The organism is Bacteroidota bacterium (assembly GCA_036522515.1).
Taxonomy (GTDB): domain Bacteria; phylum Bacteroidota; class Ignavibacteria; order UBA10030; family SZUA-254; genus VBOC01.
In genome coordinates this window covers 1-19597 of record DATDFQ010000025.1, presented here as the reverse complement: position 1 = coordinate 19597, position 19597 = coordinate 1, and the positions used below count along the sequence as shown (strand labels likewise).

General features: G+C 58.1%; 14 protein-coding genes. 10 read left to right on the top strand and 4 right to left on the bottom strand.

Features of this window, described 5'->3' with window-relative positions; translation table 11 throughout:
* The first annotated feature begins 87 nt into the window (after window positions 1–87).
* Window positions 88–3516 carry an SdrD B-like domain-containing protein gene (locus VI215_04210; protein ID HEY6191513.1) on the top strand — a complete coding sequence of 1143 codons (3429 nt, stop codon included), beginning with the start codon at window positions 88–90 and terminating at the stop codon, window positions 3514–3516.
* A gap of 212 nt (window positions 3517–3728) precedes the next feature.
* Window positions 3729–3896 carry a hypothetical protein gene (locus tag VI215_04205; protein ID HEY6191512.1) on the top strand — a complete coding sequence of 56 codons (168 nt, stop codon included), beginning with the start codon at window positions 3729–3731 and terminating at the stop codon, window positions 3894–3896.
* Between the two features lie 25 nt (window positions 3897–3921).
* Here VI215_04205 and VI215_04200 read toward each other — a convergent pair whose 3' ends face one another.
* From VI215_04200 to VI215_04190, 3 genes are all read right to left on the bottom strand, one after another.
* Window positions 3922–4302, bottom strand: a complete 381-nt coding sequence (locus VI215_04200) for a hypothetical protein (GenBank protein ID HEY6191511.1) — start codon at window positions 4300–4302, stop codon at window positions 3922–3924.
* 259 nt (window positions 4303–4561) lie between these two features.
* Entirely contained in the window at window positions 4562–5818 is a 1257-nt protein-coding gene (locus VI215_04195) for a GspE/PulE family protein (GenBank protein HEY6191510.1), read from the bottom strand.
* 29 nt (window positions 5819–5847) lie between these two features.
* Window positions 5848–6222, bottom strand: a complete 375-nt coding sequence (locus VI215_04190; GenBank protein HEY6191509.1) for a response regulator — start codon at window positions 6220–6222, stop codon at window positions 5848–5850.
* A 329-nt stretch (window positions 6223–6551) separates the two neighbouring features.
* Between VI215_04190 and VI215_04185 the strand changes: the two genes are divergently transcribed.
* The 8 genes from VI215_04185 (at window position 6552) to VI215_04150 (ending at window position 18398) form a co-directional block, all read left to right on the top strand.
* Window positions 6552–7685 (top strand): hypothetical protein, encoded by a 1134-nt coding sequence (locus VI215_04185; GenBank protein ID HEY6191508.1) that lies wholly within the window; start codon window positions 6552–6554, stop codon window positions 7683–7685.
* Between the two features lie 84 nt (window positions 7686–7769).
* On the top strand, window positions 7770–9941 hold the full coding sequence (locus VI215_04180; GenBank protein HEY6191507.1) for a prolyl oligopeptidase family serine peptidase: 2172 nt from the start codon (window positions 7770–7772) through the stop codon (window positions 9939–9941).
* 14 nt (window positions 9942–9955) lie between these two features.
* Window positions 9956–10372, top strand: coding sequence for a DsrE family protein (locus VI215_04175; GenBank protein HEY6191506.1), 417 nt, complete (start codon window positions 9956–9958; stop codon window positions 10370–10372).
* A 645-nt stretch (window positions 10373–11017) separates the two neighbouring features.
* Entirely contained in the window at window positions 11018–12796 is a 1779-nt protein-coding gene (locus tag VI215_04170) for a TonB-dependent receptor (GenBank protein HEY6191505.1), read from the top strand.
* Window positions 12797–12837: 41 nt separating this feature from the next.
* Window positions 12838–13404 carry a YfiR family protein gene (locus VI215_04165; GenBank protein HEY6191504.1) on the top strand — a complete coding sequence of 189 codons (567 nt, stop codon included), beginning with the start codon at window positions 12838–12840 and terminating at the stop codon, window positions 13402–13404.
* A 4-nt stretch (window positions 13405–13408) separates the two neighbouring features.
* Complete coding sequence (locus tag VI215_04160; protein HEY6191503.1) at window positions 13409–16027, top strand: PAS domain S-box protein; 2619 nt, start codon at window positions 13409–13411, stop codon at window positions 16025–16027.
* Between the two features lie 9 nt (window positions 16028–16036).
* Window positions 16037–16483 carry a response regulator gene (locus tag VI215_04155; GenBank protein ID HEY6191502.1) on the top strand — a complete coding sequence of 149 codons (447 nt, stop codon included), beginning with the start codon at window positions 16037–16039 and terminating at the stop codon, window positions 16481–16483.
* Between the two features lies 1 nt (window position 16484).
* Window positions 16485–18398: a response regulator gene (locus VI215_04150; protein ID HEY6191501.1), complete on the top strand. Its 1914-nt coding sequence runs from the start codon at window positions 16485–16487 to the stop codon at window positions 18396–18398.
* Window positions 18399–18409: 11 nt separating this feature from the next.
* Here VI215_04150 and VI215_04145 read toward each other — a convergent pair.
* Window positions 18410–19597, bottom strand: a 1188-nt coding sequence (locus VI215_04145) for an ATP-binding protein (protein HEY6191500.1), incomplete at its 5' end; no start/stop codon positions are given.

Below are 19597 nucleotides of genomic sequence, written 5' to 3'. Positions count from 1 at the left end.
TTTTACCATACTCTCAGGCGTTTCTACCCGCCTTCGTTCCCCGAACGAAGAGAACGCTCTTCGCACATATCCAGAAGGGGCACTCCTATGACGACTGATAGAATCTCCTCCCCGCGCCATGGCTTCCCGAACTTCGGCATTCTGCTCTCCCTTCTCTGTTTGACGCTCCTCGCGGCGCCATCCGGCGCGGGCGCATCACGCATCAGGTCACACTCTGATTCGCGCCAGTTGCGCAGGATGGAGGCCGACCGCCAGCTCCGGGACTATCGCGACCGGATCGGCAAGACCGTTTCGAAGGGAAGAACAGGCTTCCGTTCGGAGCCCGGAGTCACGCTCAAGTTCGACAACACGCTCTCGACATCCTCCGTGATTTTCTTCCAGGATGATATGGAAGGAGGGACGAACGGGTGGACGACCCAGGCGATCACCGGCACGGATGTCTGGCACCAGTCGACCCTGAATGCAAATTCTCCCACCCACAGTTGGTGGGCCGGAGTAGAGGGGCCTGCAACCTACCACACGGGAGCGCGCGTGAACGCCGCGTTGAAATCGCCCCCGATCGATCTGACGGCCGCGCTCGGCCCGGTTTCGCTCCTCTTCACCGAGAATTATGTCACCGAAGCGGGGTGGGATTTCTGCATGGTCGATGTCAGCACGAACGGGGGATCGAGTTGGACCCACCTGCGGGGCGGTTACGGCTCCGCCCCCTCGGGAGACAGTTACGGATGGACGATCAGTTCGCTCGATCTCACGCCGTACATCGGGCATGCCGTCAACCTTCGCTTTTATTTTGACACAGGAGACTCCCTTGAAAATGATTTCCCCGGCTGGTTTGTCGATAACGTGATCGTCTTCGATCAGGGCGGAACCATCACGGGAAAAACATTCTTCGACGCGAATAACAACGGGGTCAAGGACAGCACCGACCGCGGCGTGAAAGACTGGCTGGTGACCGCGACCGGCGGCGGCATCACCATCTCGACGAAGACCAATTTCAGGGGGAAATTCACGCTCCCGCTTCCGCTCGGATCCTACACTCTCACCGACGAGCAGAAGGCCGGCTGGACCCAGAAGTTCCCCTCCCCGTTCCCTTCGCATATCGATATCACAATGTCGTCGGCGGACACTCTCGTCGACAGCGTCTGGTTCGGAAATTTTACCAATGCGAGCTTTGTGAACGGAAAGGTCTTCAACGACGTCAACAAGGATTCCGTCTATGAGCCGGGGACCGACTCGCTCCTGGCCGATTGGCGGGTCATCCTCTCCGACACGAACGGCACGACGATCGACTACGATTACACAGACTCGCTCGGGCAGTACCAGCTCTTCGTTCTTCAGCCTGGGCAATACGTGGTCAGCGAGGCGCCCGGGCGCCTCCATCATGGATGGGTTGAGTCGTTCCCGGCCAGCGAGACGTATGCCGTGAACATCCCCGATCTCAGCACGACGCTGAACAATATGGATTTCGGCAACTATTTCTCGCCGTTGACGAACGCCGTCCTGGGCCAGAAATTTAACGATCGTAATCGCAATCAATTGTTCGATCCGGACGAGGTGGGAGTGGCGGGTTTCCAAATCCATTGCATCGTACGGGATTCGACCGGTCATAAACTGTATGACAAAAAGAGGACCACCGATAGCAGCGGGTTTTACATTTTTCAGGGCCTTCCGCCCGGGACCTGCACGGTTTCCGAACTACTGTCACAGCAGAATGTCGGCTGGTGGCCGTCGGTCCCGACCGTTCCCTACAGCCTGGTCCTGAACTCCGGGGAGACGCTCGATAGCGTCGATTTCGGCAACTACCTGATTGTCTCCGGAAGCATCTCCGGGCTGAAGTTCAACGACCTCGACGGAAACGGCGCGAGGGATAGCGGCGAAGCGGGCCTCGGCGGCTGGACGATTCAATTAAACACGGTGGGCACCACTGTCTACGGAACCTCCGCCTCGGCTTCCTCGGTCACACAGTCCGACGGGAGTTACTCTCTCACGGGGCTCTGGCCGGGCAAGTACACGGTGAGCGAGGTTTTCCGCGCGAACTGGCGGCAGACGCATCCGGCCAATCTGGCCCCCTATGTGCTCGATCTCGGACCGGAGCAAAACCTCTCCGGCATTGAGTTCGGCAACGTGCGGGACACGACTTTCAGCCTTTCGTTCCGGACGTTTCTCCCGGAAAGACTGGCGCTGGCCCTCGACCTGAAAGGAAAGCCGAAGCCGATCCCGGTGAAGCCCACCAGGGCCGAGTTTCGGATGGGATTCGTCAACACCGAATCCTCCGATTCCATTGTGACGAAGCTGGTCGTGAAGTTCAGTCCGGCGGTCGTCGACACCCTTGAGGTGACCCCGTGGGGAAGCCAGGCGTTCAACCTCAAGAAAACGCGCGTCGATATCACCTTTGCCGCTCCGATCGATTCCGGGGACACGGTTATACTGCACGGTTTTGCGGCAAAGCCCAAGATTCAGTCGGGGGCGACGTGGTGGTGGGTCTTCTCGAACGGGAACCGGAGCCTTGTCGGGAAGCCGGCCGCGTTTGTGGATAATACGCTCCTGTTACCGATGCCGAACGCGATCAACGTGCTCAAAGCGGGGGCAGGCTTGAGCCTTCGCGTCGGTCTCGGGGGTCCCCACACCGTGCTTCATCTGGATTACAAAGACGTGATGAAGTCCCTTGTCGACAGCAAGCGCAGAATGCATATCGGCGATCCCAGATGCCTTGGCACCTACGCCAATTCAGTACTAAAATCCATCAAGAAACAGCAGAGACATCTCACTCCGACACAGGGGAACAACAAACTCTTTGCCGAGGCGGTCGCGCTGCAGGCGAATATCAAGGCGAGCGATCTTGGGATCACCCCGGGCGGATTCGGAAACCTCATCTTCAACGCCGGAGGAAGCAATCCCTTCAACGGCAAATCTCTCCGGGAGATCGCATCGACGCTCGACGCTTACATGTCGTCTTACAAAGACACCGTCGGCAAGAACCATTGCGCCATTCCCCCGGGATACGAGGCCCTCGATTCGATCGGCCTCTATGGGATCATCCGGATGATCGACTCAGCGTTTTCGGGGCCGATGGATACGATCAGCTTCGGGTCGGAGCTGCGCGTGAAGCCGGTCCGCGGGCTGGCGGATGTCCCGTTCCTGCGCCTCGACAGCTCGTTTGCCGCTCTCGGGACCGCGCCGTCCAGGGCTTCCAACCAGACGGGATTCCCAGAGAGGTTCACGCTCGAACAGAATTATCCGAACCCCTTCAATCCCACGACGACGATAGAGTTTTATCTGGTCCAACCGAGCATCGTTACCCTGAAACTCTATAACACGCTGGGGCAGGTAGTCGCCACCCTTATCGACAGAGAGTCCCACGACGAGGGTTGGAGCCAGGTTGGAGTGTCCGGGGACGTCTTGAAACTCGCCTCCGGTGTCTATTTCTACAGGCTGGTCGCGGAGACCGCCACCGATGACGAAAATCCGGTGAGCCAGTCCTATACGCTGGTCAAGAAGATGATGCTTCTGAAGTGACGAGGTCCGGCACGGCAGGAGTTGTTCGAGGGGAAGCTCGCTCTTGTTGCAACGGTTTCCGGCCTCTTCGCGAGCCAGAAGAAGCAACTCGAACTCAGGTAGTGTCGCAATTTCATTTTTTGCTCGTCATCCCGACATGTTCTAGGTCGGGATCTTTATAAAAGAGTTGAAAGATGCTGACCAGGAGCATGTCAGCATGACGAGGTGGAGAGATGTTCGGCCAAATTGAGACACCACACGAACTTAATACTGCGGTCCTGAATCAAACGGTCATCAATACCCGGGATTCACGGATCGTGTATCCCGGTTTTACCAATCACTTCGGCGCTCCTCCCGAGAAACCGAAGGAAGAACAGCTTCGGTACGAGAACGGCGGATAAGCTCTTCGCCGTCAGGAACCGCTCGTCACCAACCCACGTACGTGATCGTCGTTTTCCCCGAATCGTCTACGACACACGACGCGACCCAGTTCGTGTTAATGGTGGAGGTTCCCTGGATCTCGCAGCTTGACGCGGTGACGGTTCCGGTGACGTACAGGAACCCGTTATCGTCCCTGCTCATTTTCGTCGGCACGGCATAACCGACAAACGAGTTGCTGCCGCCGCCCATGGTGCTCGGACGGATCTTGAACTGATACGCATTCGCGGAGATTGCGACGAGACTCTCCGTTACCCCATCCTTGTTTGCCTGCTGGCTATGGGCGCCAAACTGTGTGACACCCACCGAGATCGCAATACCCACGATGATGATGCCTAGGATGACTAAAAGAAGCTGTTGTTGTCCCATGAAACCCCCATATTAAGGAATTCTGTTTTCTGTGGAGAAAATAGTGCAACTATCGAGCCAACCCGCAATGGAAGGGCTTCCCCGTGCCTTTCGTTAACGAAATCAATCAATTTTGGAGCTTTTCTCGAGTGAGGCGCCGAATGAGAGGCGGGGGGGGCTGGCGGGGCCGGTAAATTATTCCGTCCAAATCGGGGGTTTACAGTAATCTATGCTGATCGGAGGAACCGGCAATCTTGCACGGGGACGGCGTGAATACCGGTCAGCCGATCGCTCTGGAGAACTCGGCGATTGTCGTTTCACCGGCGGCGACCTTCTTTACGGCGTCCTGATAGATATTCTCAAAACCGGCCACGCGCGCGGCCTCCTTGAGTTTCATGAACGAAGCCTCCTGATAGATGAGGTCTCTCAGCTGGTCGTTGATGACGAGGATTTCGTGGATCGCGGTCCTCCCGCGGTACCCGGTGCCGTCGCATTTCGGACAGCCCTTCCCCCGGAAGAATTTTGACTTGCCCGCGACCGTATCCATGAAGAGCGAGTGTTCCTCCTCGGGGGGCGTATACTCTTCCTTGCAGAACTCGCAGATCTTCCTGACCAGCTGCTGGTAGACCACGCCGGCAAGAGTGGTCGCGAGCCAGTAGGGAGGGATGCCGAGGTTGTGGAGCCGGAGGATCGTGCCGACCGCATCGCTGGAGAGCATCGTGCTCAGGACCAGGTTGCCCGTCAGCGCGGCTTCCGCCGCGACGATGCCGGTCTCCGCATCCCGGATTTCACCGATCATGATGATGTTCGGGTTCTGCCGGAGAATCGAGCGGAGCGCGTCGGCGAACGTGAACGTCTTGTCGGCCGAGGGGGTGACCTGCGCGGCGAAGTCCAGCCGGTACTCGACCGGGTTTTCGACGGTGATGATATTCTTCTCCATGGTTTGAAGATCGTTCACCGCGGCGTAGACTGTCGTGCTCTTGCCCGAGCTCGCCGGGCCCGTGATCAGGATCAGGCCTGACGGTTTCCGAAGAAGGACTCTGAATTTCGCGAGGATCTCCCTGGAGAATCCCAGCTCGTCGATGTGCGCAACGCTCGTGTTCTTCTGCAGAATGCGGAGTGCGGCCCGCTCGCCGGTCAGGACCGGCATCGTGCTGATCCGGATGTCGAACTGGAGCGTGGCGACATTGATCGAAAACCGGCCCTCCTGGGGTTTCTTCTTCTCGAAGGTGTTGAGGCTCGCCCTGGTCTTGAGCACGCTCGTCAGATTATCGGAGATTTCCTTCGGGAGCGAAAGGAGCAGCTTGAGAACCCCCTCCTGCCCGATGCGGATCCGGATCTCGTTCTCCGCCGGCTCGAAGTGGAGATCCGTCGCCCCTTCCTTGAGCGAGCGCATGAGGATTTCTTCGACCATCGCCTCGGCCGTCGGAACCTTGCCCATTTTGAACAGCTCGCGTATTTTCTCTTTCGAGAACTTGCTCACGTCGAACTGCTCGAGATTTACCTTGCTCGGAATATTTTTGAGCTCTTCGATCATGGGGTACCCCGGTTCGTTGGATGGTCGATCTATTCGGTCAGGAGTCGGGAGATCGTTTCAAGCATGTCGTCGACCTTGTAGGGCTTGCTGATGAAATCGCGGGCGCCGAACTCGCGGGCCTCCATCGCGTATTTCAGGTCGGCAAATCCGGTGAGCATGATGACATGCAGGGAGGGGCAATTCTGGTTGACATACTTCAGCACTTCGATGCCGTTGAGCCTCGGCATCTGGATGTCGAGCAGGGCCAGATCGGGTTTTTGGCTCCGGATCTGTGCGATCGCCTCTTCGCCGTCGGCAGCGTAGATGACCTCGTAATCCGCCCCCGAGAGGAGGTCGCCGAGGAGGTTGCGAAGATCATCCTCATCATCGGCGATCAGGATGCGGTGTTTGAGCTTTTCGGCCAAGGATACTCCTTTAGTTTTAGTGGCGGTCGGTCTTGAATATAATACTTTTTCGTTCAACATGGGAATGATTTCCGTGCCGGGTGGTGTCTTAATTTGGCCGAAGCTCTCTCCACCTCGTCATGCTGACATGCTCCTGGTCAGCATCTTTCAACTCTTTTATAAAGATCCCGACCTAAAACATGTCGGGATGACGAGCAAAAAATGAAGTTACGACCCCACACCATGCCGCGGGGGCGGAGGTTGCTTTTGAACGGGCGAAAATCTATTATTAAACTTGCTCCCGCCATCGCGCCGGGGCACATCTGCCATGAGAGGGAATCGACCGGAGAATGTGGAAAACGACTGAAGGAAGCACCGGGAGGCTCGTACAACTCTGTACCGGCTATTTCCTGTTCTACGTCGTTACCGGGGTCGCCGTGAAATACTTCACGGGGCGGCCCGAGCTCGGTTATCCCGGGATGAAGGATGTGGAGTATCTGGCGTTCAATACGATCGGCGGGAGCCTCATCTGTCTCGGCGTCGTCTTTGCCCTGAGGTGGTACAAACTCCAATCGAACAAACTCATGACCTGGGGGAGCCTGCGGCTTCCCAGGGAAATTCTCTACATCATCCCGTCGGGAATCTGCACGGCCATCGTCATCCCCACCACAACCCTCATGTATTTGCTTCCGATCTCGGTCATGGTGGCGATGGTGATCATGCGCGCCAGCGTCATCATCATCGGCAGGCTCGTGGATGCCGTCCAGATCCGGCAGGGGATCCTGAAAAAGCGCGTCTACTGGGAGGAGAATTTCGCCGTGGTCTTTGCGATCGGCGCCGCCGCGGTCAACATTTTCTCGGTGGGGAAAGGAGATTTTGAATTCGTCCATTCCTTCGCCGCGATGAGCATCCTGGGCAGCTATATCCTCGCCTATTCGATCCGGATCTACATCATGAACTACTACAAGAATACCCGGGCGAAAGGCGTCAAGCTCGACAACAACGGCTTCTTCGCGATCGAGCAGATAGCCGCATCGTTCGTGATGCTCGCCGTCGGGCTGGCGTTATTCCACGCGCCCGATTGGTTCGGTTCGACGAGCAGCCAATTATTGCTGTTCCACAATTCGTTCGTGAACCCGAATTCGTTCTGGTTCTGGGCGGTCCTTGTCGGGATGGCCTACGGGATGGTCGCGTTTTTCTCGGTGTTCATCTTCATGTTCAAAGGCCGGACCGCGACGTTTGCGGGGCTGGTCAACCGCCTGACCTCGCTCGTAGCGGGGACGACGGCCACGCTCGTATCCGCTATCCTATTCGGAGGAGCGTTTCCGAAAACCCAGGATTGGGTCTCTCTCGGATTTATTTTCGTCGCCGTCGGATTCCTCTCCCGGGCCGAACGGAAGCGGATGACGGAGCTCGCTCTCTCGAAGGAGATTGAGGCGGTCCCTTTCGGTAAGGGGCTTGCCCCCGCAGCTCAAAGTACCTGACCGTAACTGGTTCGTAGCACGCCGCAACCCGCCCGTTGCGCGCGCCGGAGGCAACCGATTTACCAACACAGAGGAGATTCACCGATGAAAACCCTGTTTGCATTCGCAATGCTCCTGCTCTCCGCCGCCGGTACGACAGCCCAGTGGGTCTATCCGCCCACAAAGACCGTCGACAGCAGCGACACGTACTGGGGGATGACCTCGAAAGACCCCTACCGCTGGCTCGAGAACATGAAGGACAAGGAAGTTGTCGACTGGTTTCAGGCCCAGGCCGATCTGAGCAACAATATGCTCAACAAGATCGTCGGCCGAGACCGGCTTGTGAAGGAATGGATGGAGCTGGATAAGCGAAAGCCCGCGAACTACTCGAGCATCGCCTATGAGGGCGGCCGGCTGTTTTACAAAAAGACCCTCGGCGGAGAAAACGTGGGAAAATTGTATTACCGGGAGGGGTGGAGCGGTCCGGAAAAACTGCTGCTCGATCCGGGCAGCTACAAACCGGGTGTGAAAACCACCATCCAGGCCGTCGTTCCCAGCTATGACGGGAAGAGAATTGCGCTGGGGCTTTCGGCGAGCGGGGCTGAGGTCTCGGAGCTGCGGGTGTTGAACGTCGACTCGGGCACCCTCGCCGCCGACAGCATTTATCCGAGTTGGTTCGGGCCGATCGGCTGGACTCTCGACAACCAGTCGTTTTTCTACTTCTCCCAGAAGACGGCCGACAACAAGAGCGCGGAATTCGAGCTCAACACCAAAACGAAACTCCACCGGGTCGGCGCCGACCCGGCCACGGACCGGGATTTCTTCAGCAACGAAGCCTACCCGGGCCTGAATATCGCCCCCAACGAGCTCCCCTTTGCGAGCATCGACAAGACCTACCCCCAATACGTCTTTGCGAGCCTCAGCAACGTCCGGAACGAGATGCGCGTCTTCTACGCCCCCGCGTCGCAACTGGAACAGGCGAAGCTTGACTGGAAAGTGCTCTGCGAGCCTTCCGACAGCCTGGTCCGGGGGATGGAGTATTACAAGGACAAGATCTACGCCGTCACCCTGAAGAACGCGCCGCAGTATAAACTCGTGTCGACCGATGTGGCGCACCCGGATTGGAACAATGCGGTCACGGTCATCCCGGAGCAGAAGGATGCGATCCAGTATATCACCAAGACGAAGAGTTTCCTCTTTGTCGTCTACTCGAACGGGATCACCAACCGGTTCGTGAAGTACAATCTTACGAGCGGGCAGAGCTCCGAAGTCAAGCTGCCGGGCTCGGGCAATGCGGGGATTTTCTGCCCCGACCAGTCGACGGACCGTTGCATCGTCAACATCACCTCGTGGGTCGTCCCCCTCACCTGGTACGACTATGACGGGGAAACCGATACGTTTTCCAGGAGTATTTTCAATGTGGATGTGTCGTATCCGGGGTTTGAGAACCTTGTGGCCGAAGAGGTCGAAGTCCCCGGGCATGACGGCACCATGATCCCCCTCTCCATCGTGTACAAAAAGGGGATGGCCCGGGACGGAAAGAATTGCTGTCTGATGCAGGGATACGGCGCGTACGGGATCAGCACCACGCCGGGGTTCAGCATCCTCCGTTCGGTCGCGTTGCGCGGGGTCGTGATGGCGTTCGCGCATGTCCGGGGAGGCGGTGAAAAGGGGGAAGAATGGTACAAAGCGGGGTACAAGTCCACAAAACCGAACACGTGGAAAGACTTCATCTCCTGCGGTGAATACCTTGTGAAAAACGGCTACACTTCTCCCCAAAAACTTGCGGGGATGGGGACTAGCGCCGGCGGCATTCTCATCAGCCGCGCCATCACCGAACGGCCCGACCTCTTCGGGGCTGCCATCTGCAACGTGGGTTGCGCGAACGCAATGCGCATGGAGTTTGCGCCGAACGGGCCCGCCAACATCCCCGAGTTCGGAACCGTGAAGGACTCGGCCGAATGCATGGCGCTCCACGAGATGGACGGGCTGGAGCATGTGAAGCGCGGCGTGAAGTATCCCGCCGTCATTTGCGTCGGCGGCTGGAACGATCCCCGCGTGGTCGCGTGGGAGCCCGGAAAATTCGCGGCGGCGCTCCAGCAGGCGACGGCTTCGGACAAGCCTGTCCTCATGAAGGTCAATTACGACAACGGGCATTTTACGGAAGACAAGGAAGTCACGTTCAGGAATTTCGCCGACCAGTACTCGTTTGTGCTCTGGCAGACCGGCCATCCTGATTTTCAGCCCTCAAAAAGCTCCGAACGGGAAAACAATTAATGAAGGGACTCGCCATGAAACGACTCATGCTTGCATCATGCCTCGCGGTCCTCTGCTGCGTCGTTGCGGCAGCCCAGACCGAGCCGTACAAAATGGTGTTCGATCTCACAAGCAGGGATACCCTCGACCAGAAAGCGGTCCTCCGGTGGATCAAGGAGGTGACCGCGCTGAACCCCAAAACGGAGTTGGAGGTCGTCATGTACGGCAAAGGCCTGGAGCTCGTGATGCCCGAACGATCGGCATACGCCGCCAACGTGAAGGAAGCCATGACGAATCCGAATGTCTCGTTCAAGGTGTGCGAGATCGCCATGAAGAACAATAAGGTCGAGAAGAAGGATTTGCTCGAGGGCGTGCAGACCGTGCCGGACGGCATACATGAGATCTTCTCGAAGCAACAGGATCATTGGGGGTATATCAAGGTCGCACACTGAAGTATGCGTTGGGGGGCGGCTTCTCGCACCCCAACGGTCTCATGGCAGTCTCCGGAAACTCCTCCCGGCGTGATCTATCGGCTTCAACCGGCGCCCGCCGGTATCCCTGTTTCATCTTCCCCTCTGGCCCGCATTCGTTCCCCAAGCAGGGTAGGTGTTCTACTACGCTCCCGGTAGGTCTAGACCCCATTGACGGCGAGATCTATTTATGGTAAATTATAGACCTGAAACCGCTCAACATGGAGAAAAAGCAATCATCCGGTATTCTCTAGAATTACTTAGGCCATCCCGGTTCCTGTTACGGTTGAGTGAACCCCCGCATGACCATACTAAGTAATGGGTGGGGTCCGGCGCTTCAATTTATTAGAAATAGAGGGGAAGCATTGACTTTATGACGGAGATTCAATATTTTTCTGCGAACGGCTGGAGATCCCAAAATAATCAAAGGGGCATTTTGAGAATGATACCGTTTCCAGAGAGGACCGCATGAGGGGGGTACATAAGATCTTTCAACCAGGGCTGTTCATTCCACTCCTGTTCTTTAGTTCCTTAGTTTTATTCGCCGATTGCCGTGCGCAGGAGGCACTGAGTGATACGCTCTCCGGGCAGGAGCTCAAGGGAAAGAATCTTGAGGAATTGATGCAGATGGATGTTACCTCCGTGTCCAAGCATGCCGCGCCGCTGTTTGAAACGCCGGCTGCGGTCCAAGTGGTGGCACAGGAGGACATCCGGCGCTCGGGCGCCACGACGCTGCCTGAAGCGCTCCGGCTTGCCCCCAACCTCGGCACCGCTCAAATCGACTCCCGGCAATGGGCGATCAGCGCGAGGGGCTTCAACGGAACGGCGGCGAACAAGATGCTCGTTTTGATAGACGGGCGGTCTGTCTACACGCCCCTCTACTCGGGCGTATTCTGGGACGTGCAGAATCTCTTTCTGCCGGATATCGAACGATTGGAAGTAGTGAGCGGCCCGGGAGGAACCCTCTGGGGTGCGAATGCGGTGAACGGGGTCATCAATGTGATTCCCCGGAGGTCGGGTGACCCGGCTTCACAGGGGTGGAATGCCTACGGCGGTGCCGGTACGACCGACCGGGTGTTCGGGGGTGTTCGTTACGGCGGCCATCTGGGCGAGCGTGCCACGTACAGGGTCTATGGCATGTATTTTGATAAGGATAATTCCATGCGTTCCACGGGACTCGACGGCTCGGACGCGTGGAGGGTCGGCCAGGGCGGCTTCCGGGCGGATTGGGACGCGAATGAAAAAGATGCGATGGTCTTCGAGGGCGATCTCTATGCCGGGACAGCCTCAGAGCCCGTGAACGGGGATATTCAGATAAACGGGGGAAATGTTCTGGGGCGCTGGACCCACACCGTCGATGAGCACTCAAGCTTCGAGATTCAGTCCTACTTTGACCGGACGCACCGGATTCTTCCCAACACGTTCGGAGAGAACCTCAACACGTATGACTTCGATTTTCAACATCGCCTCCGCTCGCCCGGGTTGATCGACTTTACCTGGGGCGTCGGTTTTCGATACTATATGGACGACGTGGAGAATACGCACGTTCTGGCGTTTCTGCCCCCGAATCTGGACTTCCGGCTCTATACAGCCTTCCTGCAGGATGAGATCACGATCGTCGAACACCTGAGCCTCACTCTCGGATCCAAGTTCGAACGGAACGATTTCACCGGATTACAGTTCCAGCCGAGCGCCCGACTCTCGTGGCTGGTGAGTCCGGATCATTTCTTATGGACTTCCGTCTCGCGCGCCGTGAGAACACCCTCCCGCATCGATCGCGACCTGTATGTGCCGGGTGTCCCGCCGTATCTCCTCGCAGGAGGGCCCAACCTCAGATCTGAAAAGCTTGTTGCGCTCGAGCTTGGGTACAGGTTTTCTTCACGCCTGGCTACGCTCGATGTGGCGACATTCTACAACCTCTACGATGATTTGCGCAGTGTCGAGCCGGGCCCTCCCTGGGTCATCGCGAACGGATTGGAGGGGACATCCTCCGGCGCGGAAATCGTGCTCAGTTGCCAACCCACCGACTGGTGGAGGCTCAGAACCGGGTATGTGTTCTTCCAGGAGTTTATCGCCGTGAAACCCGGGAGCCACGATATCAACATGGGCCTGGGCGAGGGAAACGACGCCAGGCACAGGCTGAAGATCCATTCTCTGATGAATCTCACGAAACACATCGAGCTGGATGCGTGGTTGCGGGGCGTCAGCGACCTGACTCTGGCGAGCGCTCCGGTGCCCGGGTTCGTAACCCTGGATCTCCGGCTGGCACTGAACGTGTCCAGGAACCTCGCGGTATCGGTCACCGGTCAAAATCTCCTGCGGGACCGGCATCCTGAATTCGGATCGCCGTCCGGGCGAAATGAAATCGAGAGAGCGGTGCTCGGGAGAATCGATTGGACGTACTAGCGGGTGACAATAGAAGCTCGCGCATTCGACCCGGCGGTGCAATGAACCGGACCCGTCATCGGGGAGCGGCCCTCCTTCTCGCAATCGCCTGCTGGATTGCCGCCGCGCAATCTCCCGCCCAGCAGGAGGCCGGAAAGGAATCGAAGTTCAAGGCTGCCTATCTCTACAACTTTCTCCAGTTCATCGAATGGCCGGAGAGCTCCTTCACCAACAGGTCTTCCCCCGTCACCATTGGGATTCTGAATCAGGAGCCCCTTGCGAATATCCTCGAACAGATCGTTCAGGGGGAAAGGGTCCACGGAAGGGAAATCGTGGTTCGCAAGTTCCGGGACACGAAATCGATCCGGGAATGCCAGGTGCTCTTCGTTCCCAGGTCGGAGCGGAACGAGATCCCGTCCATTCTCGTTTCCACGGAGGGATCGAGCGTCCTGACGGTCGGCGAAGTGGACGGGTTTGCCGAGGAGGGGGGCGCGATCAACTTCTTCGTTCAGGAGAACAAATTGAAGTTTGAGATCAATCAGGACGCCCTGAAGAACGCGAACCTTCGCGCCAGTTCAAGGCTTCTCCGGCTTGCGCGTCTGGTCGGATCGGCAGAGGGCGGGAAATAAGCGCATGGCTTCGTTCCGCAACAGCCCCATCAGCAGAAAGCTCAACGTGGTGATCATGTCCACGAGCGTGCTTTCCGTCGTATTGGTGGCGGCGGGATTTGTGACGTACGAGCTTCTCACCTTCCGGGATCTCCTCGTCAAGGACGTCTCCGCGAAAGCGGAAATCATCGGGCAGAACTGCACGGCTGCATTGACGTTTTCCAACAAGAGCGACGCGCAGCAGACGCTCCAGGCGTCGGAATCGCAGCCGCACATCCGGCTGGGAGGCGTCTACACCAAGGACGGCCAGCTCTTTGCGGAATACAAACGAACCGGAACGAAATACGCGGTGCCGGAACATGCCGAACCCGACGGATATTATTATGAGGAGGACCGCCTGCGGTTGTTCCAGCCCATCGTGCTGAATAACGAGCGGATCGGGACGATCTACCTCGAATCGGACCTGAAAGAGCTCAACGACCGGATCGTCTCCTACGGAACCATCGCCTCGATGGTCCTCCTTGGGGGCCTCGGGGCCGCATTCCTGGTGGCGTCGAGGCTGAAGCGGAATATCTCGCAACCCATCCTTGAGCTGGCGGAGACGTCCCGGCTGATTTCCGAGCATCAGGATTTCTCCGTTCGGGCCCAAAAGACCTCGAACGACGAGCTGGGGCTCCTGGCTGACGCCTTTAACCAGATGCTTTCGCAGATTCACACGCGCGATTCCAATCTCCGCGACGCAAACGAATCGATGGCGAGGGAAATAGGCGAGCGCAAGAAAGCGGAGGACGTCCTCCGAAAGAGCGAGGAGAGGTTTCGCCACCTCTTCGATACTCATCCGCTTCCGATGTGGGTCTATGACACCCGGAGTCTGCAATTCCTCGAGGTGAACCAGAGCGCGGTGAGCGCCTACGGCTATTCGAGGGATGAGTTCCTCGAGATGAGAATTACGGAAATCAGGCCGCCGGAGGACATCCCGGCCCTCATGTCGAACCTGAACGACGGGAGGCTTGTTCTCCAAACATCGGGTCCCTGGCGCCACCGGTTGAGAGACGGCTCCGTGATCGACGTCGACATTGTGTCTCATGTCACGGAATTTGAACGCAAGGAAGCCGTCCTTGTAGTGGCGATCAACATCACGGAGCGGAGAAAAGCGGAGCGCGAGCTCCGGATCAGCGAGGAGCGATACCGGTCGCTGGTTTCAGGATTAACCTCCATCGTCTGGTCCGCGGATCAGGATGGCAAATTTGCGGTCCCTCAAAAATCATGGGAGAGATACACGGGCCAGCGCTGGGAGGAGCATGCGGGGTTCGGATGGCTTGAGGCGTTCCATTCCGACGACCGAAATCTGATACGAGCCCTCTGGGAAGAGGCGAGGAGATCCCGAACGTTGTTCGAATCCGAAGGAAGAATCTGGCAGGCTCAGGGCAAATCGTACCGGTATTGTACCGCGCGCGCCGTTCCGCTCTTCAATCCGGACCGGACCGTCCGGGAATGGATAGGGACCGTGACCGATATCCATGACGGCAGAATCGCGGAGGAAACCCGGTTGAAACTGGTCGCGATCATAGAATCCTCGGACGACGCGATCATCGGGAAAACGCTCGACGGGACGATCACGAGCTGGAACCCGGGCGCGGAACGGGTGTTCGGGTATTCGGCGCGCGAAGCAATCGGGAAGTCGGGCATGATTCTTATCCCGCCGGACCGGACGAACGAGGAGCAAAACATTCTTGGGAGAATCTCCCGCGGGGAAAGGATCACCCATTTCGAGACCGTCCGTGTCAGGAAGGACGGCACGCCGATCGATATTTCCGCGACGATTTCCCCGATCATGGACGACCGCGGAAGGATCGTCGGCGCCTCGAAAATCGCGAGAGACATCACGGACCGCAAGCGGGCGGAGGATGAAATACGGCGGCTCAACGAGGAATTGGAACGGCGGGTGATCGATCGCACCGCACAGCTCGAAGCCGCCAACAAGGAGCTCGAGGCGTTCAGCTATTCGGTGTCCCACGACCTTCGCGCACCTCTCAGAAGCATCGACGGGTTCGGCCAGGCCCTCCTCGAGGATTATGACAACAAGCTCGACGAGAAGGGGAAGGATTATCTCGGACGCGTTCGGGCCTCCTCCCAGCGGATGGGGCAGCTCATCGACGACCTCCTCAATTTGTCCCGCGTTTCGAGGGGGGAAATGCGCCGTGAGAGGGTGGACCTGACGAAAATAGCGAACTCGATCGCGGAAGAGCTCTCGAGGTCCCAGGAGGATCGGCAGGTCCGGTTCGTCATCGCCCCCCGCGTGAGCGGGGAAGGGGACCCGCGGCTCCTCCACATCGTCCTGGAGAATCTTCTCGGGAACGCCTGGAAATACACGAAGAATCACGAGCACGCGATGATCGCCTTCGGAACGATGCAGGAAAACGGGAGCACCGTCTATTTCGTGCGCGATGACGGTGCCGGGTTCGACATGACCTACGCGGATAAACTGTTCGGAGCGTTCCAGCGGCTCCACAAGATCAGCGAGTTTCCGGGGACCGGCATCGGGCTCGCAACGGTCCAGCGCATCATCCATCGCCACGGCGGAAGAATCTGGGCCGAGGGAAAGCCCGAAAAAGGCGCGACATTTTACTTTACTCTTACTTAGGAGAACGTTATGGCAAGCAAGGTCATATTGCTCGTGGAGGATAACCCCGATGACGAGCTTCTCACCGTCAGGGCGCTGAAGCAGAACAATGTTGTGAACGAGATCGTCGTGGCCCGCGACGGGGTCGAAGCCCTGGACTATCTCTTCGCCACGGGCCGGTATTCCAGCCGTGATTCGAGCAAGTTGCCGGAGGTCGTCCTGCTGGATCTGAAAATCCCGAAAATCGACGGGATGGAGGTCCTCAAGCGTATACGGGCCGACGACCGGACGAGCATCCTTCCCGTGGTGATCCTCACATCGTCAAAGGAGGAACAGGACAGGCTCAAAGGGTACAAGCTCGGCGCCAACAGCTATATCCGGAAGCCGGTGGACTTCGTCCAGTTTACCGAGGCCGTGAAGCAGCTCAAGATGTACTGGCTCGTTCTGAACGAGCCGCCCCCCAAGAACGGAGGATAGCCTGAAAAAGAAACTTCACGCCCTGATCGTCGAAGACTCGGAGGACGACGCCGAGCTGCTGGTGCGCGATCTGCGCCGGTCGGGGTTCGACCTGTCGTTTGAGCGCGTCGAAACTCCGGCGGCGCTCAATGCCTCGCTGGATAAACGGAGTTGGGACATCATATTCTGCGATTTCAGCATGCCGCATTTCAACGGCACGGATGCGCTCTATCTGATGAAAGGCAAGAACCTCGAAGTTCCGTTCATTTTCGTTTCGGGCACGATGGGGGAGGACGCGGCCGTGAGCGCGATCCAGGCCGGAGCGTATGATTACGTCATGAAGGGGAATTTGAAGCGGCTGGCGCCTGCCGTGACCCGGGCCCTTCGGGAAGCGGAGTTGCGGCGGGAGCGCAGGCAGTCGGAAGAGCGGCTCAGGGAGAGCGAGGAGCAATTCCGGCTGATCGCGGAAAATATCACCGATCTCATCGCCGTTCTCGATCTCGAAGGAAGGCGTATCTACAATAGTCCCTCCTACACCAGCATTTTGGGAGCGACGGACTCCCTCCGCGGCACAGACTCCTTCCAGGAGATCCATCCCGACGACCGCGAGCGCGTGAAGGCCATCTTCCGGGAGACCGTGCGGACAGGAGCCGGGCAGCGGGCGGAGTTCCGCTTCCTGACGCACGATGGAAGCGTCCGGTTTATCGAATCGCAAGGGAGCGTGATCAGAAACGACCGGGGGGAAGTCGATAAAGTGGTGGTGGTTTCCCGGGACATTACGGAGAAGCGCAAGCTGGAACAGCAGTTCCTGCGCAGCCAGAGAATGGAGAGCATAGGGACCCTGGCGGGGGGAATCGCCCACGATCTCAACAACGTACTCTCCCCGATCACAATGGCTCTCGAAATTTTGAAGAGAAGGTTTCCGGACAATGAGAGCAGGCCGATCCTGGAGACGCTGGCGGCAAGCGCCCACCGCGGCGCGAGCATGATCAGGCAGGTGCTCGCGTTTGCGCGGGGAGTTGAAGGGGAACGAATGGTTCTCCAGCCGAAACATCTTGTGGAGGAGATGGGCAAGATCGCATCCGATACCTTCCCGAAATCGATTCAAGTCCGCACGGAAATGGGGAGAGACCTCTGGACCATCACCGGAGATCCGACGCAGGTACATCAGGTACTCCTCAATCTCTGCGTCAACGCAAGGGACGCGATGCCGAACGGCGGGGTCTTGAAAATGGAGGCGGAAAATGCCGCGCTCGATGCGCATTACGCCCGCATGCACCCCGATGCGAAGGAAGGCAACTACGTTCTGATCCAGGTCTCGGACACGGGAATGGGGATGCCTCCCGGAGTGATCGAAAAGATATTCGACCCGTTTTTCACGACCAAGGAAGTCGGCAAGGGGACCGGACTGGGCCTTTCCACGGTTCTCGCCATCGTCCGGGGCCACGGCGGATTTATCAGCGTTTACAGCGAACCCGGGAGAGGGACGACCTTCAAGACCTATTTCCCGGCCCAATCGAAGCGGGCTACGGCGGAGCCTGTCATCGAGCGCGAACCTCTGCCGGACGGAGAGGGAGAACTGATCCTCGTCATCGATGACGAAGCTTCGATCCGTGAGATTACGAAAGAGACCCTGGAGACCTACGGCTACGAGGTGATTACCGCCAGCGACGGCGCGGAGGGAATTGCGCTCTACTCGGAGCACAAGCGGCGGGTCAAAGCCGTGCTCACCGATATGATGATGCCCTACATGGATGGGGAAGCGACCATCAGGGCGCTGCGGAAGCTCAATCCCGAGGTGAGAATTCTTGCCGCGAGCGGCCTGACCTCGAACGGGAAAAACCTCGATCTATCGGAGCAGGGGGTGAAGGGTTTCCTGACCAAGCCCTATACGGCCGAAAAGCTGCTCAGGACATTGCGGGATATCCTGGCGTAGGGCGCCGGCCTTCACACTCCGAGAATCTCGCTGACGGTTCGGAGCAATTTTTCCGCCGTATACGGTTTTTGCATGAACGCCTGCACCCCCAGGTCGGAATGTTCGATCGCTCTCGCCTCCTCCGACAACCCGCTGGTCGCAATCACCTTCATCGAGGGGTTGATGCGCCGGATCGCCCGAATCGTCGCCCTGCCGTCCATCAGAGGCATCATCATGTCGGTAATGATGAGCTTGATTTCCCCCTTCTGCTGAACGAAGAGCGCGAGGGCTTCCGCCCCGTCCGAGGCGGTCACGACCCGGTACCCGAACGAAACGAGGGTCGCCTTGCAAATGTCCCTGATCGAAGCCTCATCGTCGACGAGGAGAATAAGCTCTCCCCCGCCGAGCGGCAACTCCGGCTTCTTCTCCCCCCTGGTCTCCTCATCGACGCTGCTCTGCGCGGGCAGATAGACCCTGAACTGCGTGCCTCTCCCCGGTTCACTGTAGACGTTCATGAATCCCTGATGGTTTGCGACGATGCTGTTCACCGTCGAGAGACCCAGTCCGGTCCCCTTTCCGACCTCCTTGGTCGTGAAAAAAGGCTCGAAAATCTTGCTGAGAATCGCGGGCGGGATTCCCGTCCCTGTGTCGGCGACGTTGACGATGATGTGCGGGCCCGTTTTCGCCTGCAATTGCATGCCCGCGTAGCTCTGATCGACTTCAAAATTTTCGGCGCTGATCGTCAGAGTGCCGCCCTGAGGCATCGCGTCCCGGGCGTTGACGCAGAGATTGAGGAGCACCTGGTGGAGCTGGGTCGCGTCCCCGTTCACAGTCCAGAGGCCTTTGGGAATCTGTACCTTGAGGCGAATCGATTTTGGAAACGTTTCGCGGACGATCTGCTCCATCTCCCGGATGAGGTGTGCGATCTGCAGGGGGGCCCGCTCTCCCTCCAGTCCCCGCGCGAACGTGAGGACCTGCTTGACCATCCCCGCGCCGCGCTGGGCGCTCGATTCGAGGGTGAGAAGAATCTTCTGGGTTTCCTGGTCCCGATGTTTCTTCTTGAGGATTTCGACGGCCATCAAAATCGGCGAAAGGACGTTGTTGAGGTCATGCGCGATGCCTCCGGCGAGGGTGCCGATGCTCTCCATCCGCTGGTTGCGGAGAATCTGTTGCTCCAATTTTTTCTTCTCGGTCACATCCCGTGAAACCACGACCACCTT